The organism is Brevibacillus massiliensis, assembly GCF_000311785.1.
Lineage (GTDB): Bacteria > Bacillota > Bacilli > Brevibacillales > Brevibacillaceae > Brevibacillus_C > Brevibacillus_C massiliensis.
Genome location: NZ_HE978552.1, coordinates 26,635 through 34,467 on the forward strand (window position 1 = coordinate 26,635; position 7,833 = coordinate 34,467).

General features: G+C 47.8%; 11 protein-coding genes. All 11 read left to right on the plus strand.

The window, feature by feature from the left end; all coding sequences use genetic code 11:
- The first annotated feature begins 345 nt into the window (after positions 1-345).
- Positions 346-807, plus strand: a complete 462-nt coding sequence (locus HGBM_RS31230; RefSeq protein ID WP_019123615.1) for a hypothetical protein — start codon at positions 346-348, stop codon at positions 805-807.
- A gap of 845 nt (positions 808-1,652) precedes the next feature.
- Positions 1,653-2,117 carry an ASCH domain-containing protein gene (locus HGBM_RS23980; RefSeq protein WP_019123617.1) on the plus strand — a complete coding sequence of 155 codons (465 nt, stop codon included), beginning with the start codon at positions 1,653-1,655 and terminating at the stop codon, positions 2,115-2,117.
- Positions 2,101-2,550, plus strand: a complete 450-nt coding sequence (locus HGBM_RS28415; RefSeq protein WP_019123618.1) for a YopX family protein — start codon at positions 2,101-2,103, stop codon at positions 2,548-2,550. The genes HGBM_RS23980 and HGBM_RS28415 overlap by 17 nt, the downstream gene beginning before the upstream one ends.
- Positions 2,531-2,887, plus strand: coding sequence for a hypothetical protein (locus HGBM_RS23990; RefSeq protein WP_245553063.1), 357 nt, complete (start codon positions 2,531-2,533; stop codon positions 2,885-2,887). The genes HGBM_RS28415 and HGBM_RS23990 overlap by 20 nt, the downstream gene beginning before the upstream one ends.
- Positions 2,880-3,215, plus strand: a complete 336-nt coding sequence (locus HGBM_RS23995; protein ID WP_019123620.1) for a hypothetical protein — start codon at positions 2,880-2,882, stop codon at positions 3,213-3,215. The genes HGBM_RS23990 and HGBM_RS23995 overlap by 8 nt, the downstream gene beginning before the upstream one ends.
- 38 nt (positions 3,216-3,253) lie before the next feature.
- The gene (locus HGBM_RS28425) at positions 3,254-3,481 is read left to right on the plus strand and encodes a hypothetical protein (RefSeq protein WP_019123621.1); all 228 of its coding nucleotides are present in this window, start codon (positions 3,254-3,256) and stop codon (positions 3,479-3,481) included.
- Between the two features lie 146 nt (positions 3,482-3,627).
- Positions 3,628-3,882, plus strand: a complete 255-nt coding sequence (locus HGBM_RS28430) for a hypothetical protein (RefSeq protein WP_019123622.1) — start codon at positions 3,628-3,630, stop codon at positions 3,880-3,882.
- Between the two features lie 63 nt (positions 3,883-3,945).
- Positions 3,946-4,539 carry a hypothetical protein gene (locus HGBM_RS24010; RefSeq protein WP_019123623.1) on the plus strand — a complete coding sequence of 198 codons (594 nt, stop codon included), beginning with the start codon at positions 3,946-3,948 and terminating at the stop codon, positions 4,537-4,539.
- A gap of 54 nt (positions 4,540-4,593) precedes the next feature.
- Entirely contained in the window at positions 4,594-5,061 is a 468-nt protein-coding gene (locus HGBM_RS24015) for an ArpU family phage packaging/lysis transcriptional regulator (RefSeq protein ID WP_019123624.1), read from the plus strand.
- 54 nt (positions 5,062-5,115) lie between these two features.
- On the plus strand, positions 5,116-5,316 hold the full coding sequence (locus HGBM_RS24020; RefSeq protein ID WP_019123625.1) for a helix-turn-helix domain-containing protein: 201 nt from the start codon (positions 5,116-5,118) through the stop codon (positions 5,314-5,316).
- Positions 5,317-5,807: 491 nt separating this feature from the next.
- Positions 5,808-6,941, plus strand: coding sequence for a site-specific integrase (locus HGBM_RS24030; RefSeq protein ID WP_019123627.1), 1,134 nt, complete (start codon positions 5,808-5,810; stop codon positions 6,939-6,941).
- Positions 6,942-7,833 lie beyond the last annotated feature (892 nt).

Sequence of the window (7,833 nt, forward strand, 5' to 3'; positions counted from 1 at the left end):
GGGAGATAAGGAGGAGTTAATGTTTTCTAGTCTTAATCACATAAATTAAAGTTACAACACTGACTACAAAATTGGCATAAATAAGAAAATCTAACATGAGATTCGCCTCTCTAGGTTTTTGGAAAATTATATCATATGTCAGGTTGTTTAGGTTTGCGATCCAAATATTCTTCTTATCACAATGTGTAGGGAGGTAAGGCATGGCTAAAACCTGCGAATGCGGCAGAATATTGTGCGATCTGTGCGGCAAAAACAGCGCTGCCGTACAGATGCGGAATAAGCTAAACGGCAACACATTGAAATGCTGCTGGGAATGTTACCAAGAAATCTGGGGAGGAAAGAACGATGGAAAACAAAGGTTTGTATGTGAAGTACGAGGTTCGTAAGAAGGAGAACGGTGAACTGGTGGACGGCTGCTTTGTTCTACGGCCAGATAAAGACGGTGCAGCCCTCGCAGCACTGAGGAAATATGCAGAAGCTACATCCAACAAGCAATTAAGCGAAGACATAAACAATTGGCTTGATTCCATCGTCAACGAAAGAACAAAGGATTTAAAAGCTTTCGCTATCGGTCCTGATCGGTATGAGGTTGTGGTTGGGTACGACAAAGAATCTGTGATCGCTTGGTATAAGCAGTATACCGGTATAAGTGAGGAAGAGTTTGCTGAGTATGAAGTGGACGAGTATCCGATGGACAAACCGGTTCAAGTGGATTCCAGGAGTGGTGTAGGATACGAAACTACAACCGTAAGAGAGTGGGTTCATGATGTAAAAGAGTTTCCTTGCATCGCTTGGTGGTCGGAGTGATTTAACACTACGGTAATTGTGGAAAGGGGGCCGAGAAGATGAAATTACTGGGGTTGTTTAAAATCGGATCTACGCACGCCGTCCACGCCGTCATTGAGGAAGGTAAAACGATTTGCGGGCGGAAAGTGGGTGTCCGAAAAAACAGGTTGCCACACTCCGGGCGGACGAACGTAACTTGCCAAAAATGCCTTCGTGGTATTCCTGGTGGTTATGCTTAACAAACCACACGAAGAGTTAAACGGGGTGAAGCGATGTTCTATATAGCGTGTCTGCTTCTCGCTTATACATTCGGCTTCTGGTGGGGGCGAGTAACAAGTGAAAAATAAATCGAACTTAATAGATTTTGCAGCCGGGTTTATCTTCATGACCTTTTGGAGTGTCGCTGTCTGGACATTAATAAGGTGATTTAACAAAACATTACGTGTGTGCCCAGTGGGGAGGGATATGGATGGACAAGCTTCCGGATAAGATCGTAGACATAGACGTCCTACGTATCAATCGGAACATCAATAAACGATGCCAATGCACCGAGAAAAAATTCGTCGTCGATCCGCAAAACAGGGCAGTCTACTGCGGTACATGCGGTGCTTGGGTGGACCCCTACGATGCAATCCTTGAGTTAGCAACCAGGCCGGAGAAACTACGCGACCAAATCAAAGGTCTGCTCGAACAAGCGCGAGAAATACGCAGTTACAAACCACACTTACGAGTTATCAAAAGGCTCGAACAGCAATACCGGGGTCGGAAGATGCTGCCGACATGCCCACATTGTCACCAAGCATTTTACCTTGAAGAGCTGACTTTTTGGACAAATGCCGAGTTTGAAAAGAGACGGAGGGAACGGATTGAAAGCCATAACAATACACCAGCCGTGGGCGACTCTGATCGCCCTCGGTGAAAAACGCTTTGAAACGCGCGGATGGCAGACGAGTTATCGCGGGCCGCTGGTGATACATGCGGGGAAATACATTGATCGGGAAGCCTGCAAAAATCCAAAGATTGCCTCGACGTTGTGGGAACATGGTTATCATCTTCCGGAAGACTTGCCAACCGGCGCGGTGGTTGCTTTTGCAAACCTTACTTATTGCTGGTCAATTGGACAAGATTACGAAAGCGGAATGCCTGTTCTGTTCAATGGGGAAGGCGGAGCAACGAAACGAGTCAGCCTCCGAGAAGATTCCTTTGGATGGTTTGCACCTGGACGGTACGCTTGGGAAATGGCAGAAGTAAAACAGATCGAACCTGTGCCAGCCAAGGGCCAGCAAGGACTCTGGAATTGGGGAGGGGAACGGGATGCAAGCAGGATGTGAGATCAAGTACCAGGCGTGGCTGCATGAAGAAAAGGAAATGGTTGATGTTGCAGCGATTGATTTGTTGGAAAAGCGCATCGAATATTATGATTTGTCCAGTTGTCAGAATGATGCGGAAAAGTTTGAGGTACTGAGGGGAGCGCCTAACGCAGATTGTCCGTTTGAACGATGCACCCTACGACGATACACCGGCCTCCTCGACAAGAACGGCAAGGAGATTTATGAATCAGACATACTGCTTGAAAGTTTATCATTTGACGAGAAATACGCTCATGTAGTCGTATGGAGTCAAGATGATTGTGCGTGGATGTTTGAGTACGATGGCGACTTATTCACGGCATCAGAAATGAACTTTGAACAGTGTGAAATCGTCGGTAACGTTTACGATAAGCCTGAACTGCTGGAGGTGGTCAATGATGCAAGCAGGACGTGAGTTGGATGCGAAAGTGGCGGAAGCATTAACCGAGGACGAAGTGGAGTTCATCGGCGGGAAGTTAATGTGGTTTCCCGATCAGGAAGGTACAATGCAAGAAGTTCCACACTTCTCCACCACCTGGGAAGGCATGGGCGTGCTTGTGGAAGAAGCGAAAAAGCAAGGGATTCGCCTGGAGTTTTCCCACGGACTTAACGGCGGATATTACGGAGGTGCATATAGCTTTGACGACGGGGAGTATCAGATCGATCACTCTACAAACTACGCATTTACTACTGCACCACATGCAGTAAGCTTAGTTTTCTTGATGGCAAAAGGAGTGATAAGTAATGCGTGACGCGGAAAAAGACTTGGCAATGTGCGAGGCGGCTACACCGGGGCCGTGGCAAGTACAGAGAAAGAATGGCGATTTTGTTCAACTAGCGAAGGGAGTGGTTGTTGGTACAACCGAAAATAATTTGCATTTCATCTCCGAGGCCCGCGAAGCGCTGCCGCACTGGATTAAGCTGGCGGTTGCGGCGGAAAAAGAAGCCAGACGTTTTCGTGAAGCCTTAGAGAAGGTTGACATTCACATTCGTTCGACCAGCGATCCAGTTCCGTACATCATTGAGACATTGAAAAGTACACTGCCCGAATATAAAGACTGGTGGGATATTGGAGAGTAATTTAACAAAAGAGAAATTGTGAGGAGGAGTTGAAACGGATGAAGAAGATCACAATCGTTTTCAGCAGTGGCGCAATTCAAGAATTTGTGGTTGAAAGCTTATCGCTTACCAGAAACGGATTTGGGCAATTGATTGAAGTTGAGTGGAAAGGTGCAAAGGGACAGAAAACACCAATGCGTATCAATTTGGATAATGTGGACGGTATATTCTCGGAGGACATGCCAGCAGAGGATGCGATGAGCGCGATTAGACAGATGATGATTTAACACGATATTTCTTTTGAGGAGTAATTTTGTGGAGACTCATCAGTTTGACCAAGTCGAGGCCGCTTTGAGAGACTCTGGAAGCAACCATGCTAGTTGCCGCATACCAGGCAAGCCTTTTGTCTGGAGAAAAGAAATGAGGTGAAGTAATGAAAGTTCAAATAGAAGAAAATCTGTTTCTCGAATCTGACGGCCTGCAGTTTATCGTCAAGGAGTATACCGGCAAGCAAGACAGTCACCAGCGTGAACTGTACAAAGTGCATGGCTACTTCTCGAATATCGGACAAGCCGTAAAACACCTGGTCAAAATGAAGGTGATGGAATCAACCGCGCAGACCTTATCAGAGCTTTGTCAGGACATTCTACGGATTGAGCAGTACATCGAGTCCAAAGTGAGCGTATAGCCGCTAGAAAAGGCGGAGAATGGCTCAGAAGTTGATTATAAAATCCAAGGGAGAGAATATTCCATGAAAACCGAATTGAACGTATTCTTCAAAATGCAGCAGAAGGACGACAAGAAAGAGGTTTTGAAATTCGAGATCAAGGGGAACGACGGTGAAAATGCCGCAAACCAGCTCTATCAGTTGGCTGGCAGCATCATCGTGTTTGAAATTGAAGGATGCGCTGCTGGTGAAACGACCGCTGAGTTTATGAATATCCAGCGCGACAGCAAAAAGACGGTCATGAAGTTTGCCATCAAAGGTGACTCCGAAGAAAAGGCGCAAGAGTTGTACAAATTCGCCGGCCGCAATGTAAAGATGACCGTGCAGCCGTCACAGATGAGCATCGAAGAGTTTTACGAGGAAGACCACGAAGGGCTGGAGTACAAGGTTAATGGTGACGGCACAGTGGATGTAGATTCCGACCAGTTGAGTCTGGACGATGTAGCTGCAGCCAAAGAAGAGGACGATCTGCCTGACGAAGTGCCCGAGAAAGTCGCCGATCTTGAGCAGGAACGAAAACGCCGTGGACGCCAGAAGAAAAACGTCCAGGAAGATGCGTTGCAGGCGGCAGCCGAAAATGAGACTTGGCCCACATCAGACGACGATCTACCGTTTTAGAAGAGACAAGCCCCGGCCCGTCCGGGGCAATCCCCACCATAAGGGAGGGACACCATGCAGCAACTGAGTTTTGGGGATGACTTCCTGCCGGAACTGGATAGGAAGAAAACACAGAAGGCCGTTGAGGCAGCGCTGAGTAAATACCGGCTCTACAAATACCTGATCTTCGAGGAACGCGAAGCAGCAACCACAGCCAGCTACGAGGCGCGAGAAGGCGGCAGGACGAACAAGATAAGCGACCAGACAGCCGGGATTGCCGTTTACAATGTTGACGAGCAGGAAAAACGCAAAGCCTACTGCGAGCGCGTAGAGCGTGCTGTGAAGCGTCTGCCAAGGATGGAGAGATTCCTGATTGAAGAACGGTACATGGGAGCCGACAGCGAATACATCACGGATTACAACATTTACAACCAGCGATTCAACCCGCCAATCAGTGAGTTTACTTACTACAAGATCAAGTGGAAGGCGTTTTACAAGATAGCGTTAGCACTCGACATTCAGGTGGTGAAGTCAGAAAACTAGGAGTAATAGGACGTGCTGAATCTTAAATACGAATAAAAAGGAGAGGTGATCAACGTGAAAAATGAAGTCAGGAGCGATGACTTGCCGGAAGTCTTGGAGGTAAAGCACATCCAGCAGTTCCTAGGAGTCGGTCAGGTTCAGGCGTATGACCTCGCCAACTCTGGACAGTTCCATGTTGTGCGCGTGGGTCGCAGGATTAAGATACCGAAGAAGAGTTTCTTGGATTGGTTTTTTGGCAAAAAGCAGGATGCGTAGTCCTGCTTTTTTGATGCTATTTATGATGCTAAAAATCCGATAATTTGAGATTCAGAGCGACTTGTAAAAATATCACAATACGGGACGAGCCTAGTAATACCAACGATTCGAAGCTGTTATCGATCAAGTAAAAAAAATATCAATGAAATACGTTATTACTATTGAAGGGTAGCGCCTATAGTGGTAGAATCCTTATTAAATAATGGTTTTCTACCGCTTTTTTTATTCGAAAATGCGATTTTGATGCTAATTTGATGCTAATGGAGGTTGAGTTCATGGAGCAGCACAAAGGGAAGAAATGTAGGATCTTTGTTCCGCGCCTCTTGAGATCAGTCATCCGTGTAGTGCAGTACGACAGCTACAGAGACACGTACTTCATGGAGCACAAAAATCAACGCTGGATAGTCGAGCCTGATCCGTATGCACCGACGACACTCAGAGCAAGACCATTCAGCACAGGACACGCGATTTGATGGCGGAGGGAGATACATATGCCGGTTTATAAAAACGAGAAGGCAAAAGGTGATAAGAAATGGTTCTACCAGTTTTACACCGGCGAGATCGTGAACGGGAAACGGAAAAAGATCACGAAGCGCGGGTTCAAAACAAAAAAAGAAGCCGAGAAAGCCATGATTGAGGCCATGGCAGCATATCAAAAAGGCGAATACATCGAGCCGAGTAAGATGCTTTTTCGAGACTACCTGCAGGACTGGATTAAGACCAAGCGCAACCTAGGAGAACAGACGCTGGAGCTGTACGAATCCTACATGAGGACCCACATCGTTCCGGCACTCGGCCATATACCGTTGGCTAAACTGACAGCGCACGACATTGAAATGTTCCTTGATTCTCTGCATGAGAAGGGTCTGTCTGCTGCAACAATGAAACGGATCTTCTCGGTAGTGAACGCCGCCCTGAATGCAGCTGAGATGAAAGACCTTGTACCTAAAAACGTGGCGAACAAGGTTGAGAAACCCCAGGTAACGAGACGGAGGGAACTGGTTGTCTGGGATCCGGATTTTGTGAGCGAGTTTCTGGAAAAGACCAAGTATGCCAGCCGTTACTGGATTGCGGTTTACTTGGCCGTCATGACCGGCATGCGGCAGGGAGAGATTCTAGGCTTACGCTGGTCCGACATTGATTTTGAAAAACGTAATCTGACCATTCAGCAGACCGTGAACCGGCACAGAGAGATCAAGGCGGGTGCCAAGACGAAAAAGAGCGTTCGATCTGTAGCCATCTCTCCGGAAACGGTTGAAGTGCTAAAAGAACACCGCAAAATGATCATGGAGGAACGTGTTGCCCTTGGTCCGGCCTATCAGAACAACGATTTGGTTGTCTGCACGCAGTTTGGCGGCCCGGTCACACAAAGAGCGATACAGAAGGTTTGGAACAGCTTTCTTAAAAAGACCGGTGCGCCGAAGATTACATTCCACGATCTCCGGCACACGCATGCAAGCCTTCTGATCAAACAGGGCGTCCATATCAAAGTCATATCTGAACGTCTCGGTCATTCCTCCGTTTCGATCACCATGGACACGTACGGGCACCTGATGCCAAACATGCAGGAGGATGCTGCAACTGGGCTTGATACGATCATCAAAACAAAAGTGTCAAGGAAATAAATAAGGGAAAACAAAGTGACTTCAAAGGATGAGAGACTTTTTCCGGTGTATAGTTATAGCATGGAAATCAAATCAAAGCCGCCTCAGGACGGTTTTTTTATGACGATTTCCTTCCTGAAGGGACTGCGCAGCCGCGGGCCTTTCATACAGCTTTTGCGCGGTTGAAGTAGGTGTCACGAGCCGAAAATCGTTGTTGTTGCCCTGGCGATGGGAATGGATTGCAAAACCGCATGGGGAATCCGGATAGCGGGGCGGGCTTGGGTACAGTTTGTGGGTTGCAGGTGCCCCTCGAATCAGCGCATGACGGGCCTGGTGAGTGCCAGATCACCTGCCGTGCTTATATGGGGACTCCGTTATGGGACGACGGACAAGCCGGGAGTTGGGGATGCGGGAGACCGGCATATAGACATGATGCAGTGGCGAAATAGGTAGACGCGCGGTCATTCTTTGAATCAGGTAATGTGCGCAGTTACTTGATACCGCGAGGGAATGGCAAACTTTTGAATCTTGACGTTAAGTGAAAGGCTGGCTAAGACCCGGTCACTTGTCAAGAAAATAAGGCCACCACAAAAGGCTCATGCAAGGTACAAATCCTTGTCTGCATCATCAAAAATGCGCCTGAGTACCATAAGGTTTACGAATCCACCGGAAACGGTCGTAGGGGTCGACAACCTGGTAAGTGATTCGCGGTTTGAGTCCGAAATGGGAAGGGGTCACCCGGCGCAAAGCAGCCGCTCGTTTATACGGGCGGTTTTTCTATTGGAGGCGATGCGGTTGCTGGAAAAATGGCAATGTCACCAATGCGAGAAAGGGTTTCTGCTGATCAGAGAGGACACACAAGGCCCAACCATTCACTGTCCGTTCTGTGGAACTGTCGGCGCCCACGTCGAGG

What these genes read in the sequence shown, in the direction of transcription:
- HGBM_RS31230 (WP_019123615.1), top strand. Translation starts at nt 346, where the DNA reads ATGGAAAACAAAGGTTTGTATGTGAAGTACGAGGTTCGTAAGAAGGAG.
- HGBM_RS28415 (WP_019123618.1), top strand. Translation starts at nt 2,101, where the DNA reads ATGCAAGCAGGATGTGAGATCAAGTACCAGGCGTGGCTGCATGAAGAA.
- HGBM_RS23990 (WP_245553063.1), top strand. Translation starts at nt 2,531, where the DNA reads ATGATGCAAGCAGGACGTGAGTTGGATGCGAAAGTGGCGGAAGCATTA.
- HGBM_RS23995 (WP_019123620.1), top strand. Translation starts at nt 2,880, where the DNA reads ATGCGTGACGCGGAAAAAGACTTGGCAATGTGCGAGGCGGCTACACCG.
- HGBM_RS28425 (WP_019123621.1), top strand. Translation starts at nt 3,254, where the DNA reads ATGAAGAAGATCACAATCGTTTTCAGCAGTGGCGCAATTCAAGAATTT.
- HGBM_RS28430 (WP_019123622.1), top strand. Translation starts at nt 3,628, where the DNA reads ATGAAAGTTCAAATAGAAGAAAATCTGTTTCTCGAATCTGACGGCCTG.
- HGBM_RS24010 (WP_019123623.1), top strand. Translation starts at nt 3,946, where the DNA reads ATGAAAACCGAATTGAACGTATTCTTCAAAATGCAGCAGAAGGACGAC.
- HGBM_RS24015 (WP_019123624.1), top strand. Translation starts at nt 4,594, where the DNA reads ATGCAGCAACTGAGTTTTGGGGATGACTTCCTGCCGGAACTGGATAGG.
- HGBM_RS24030 (WP_019123627.1), top strand. Translation starts at nt 5,808, where the DNA reads ATGCCGGTTTATAAAAACGAGAAGGCAAAAGGTGATAAGAAATGGTTC.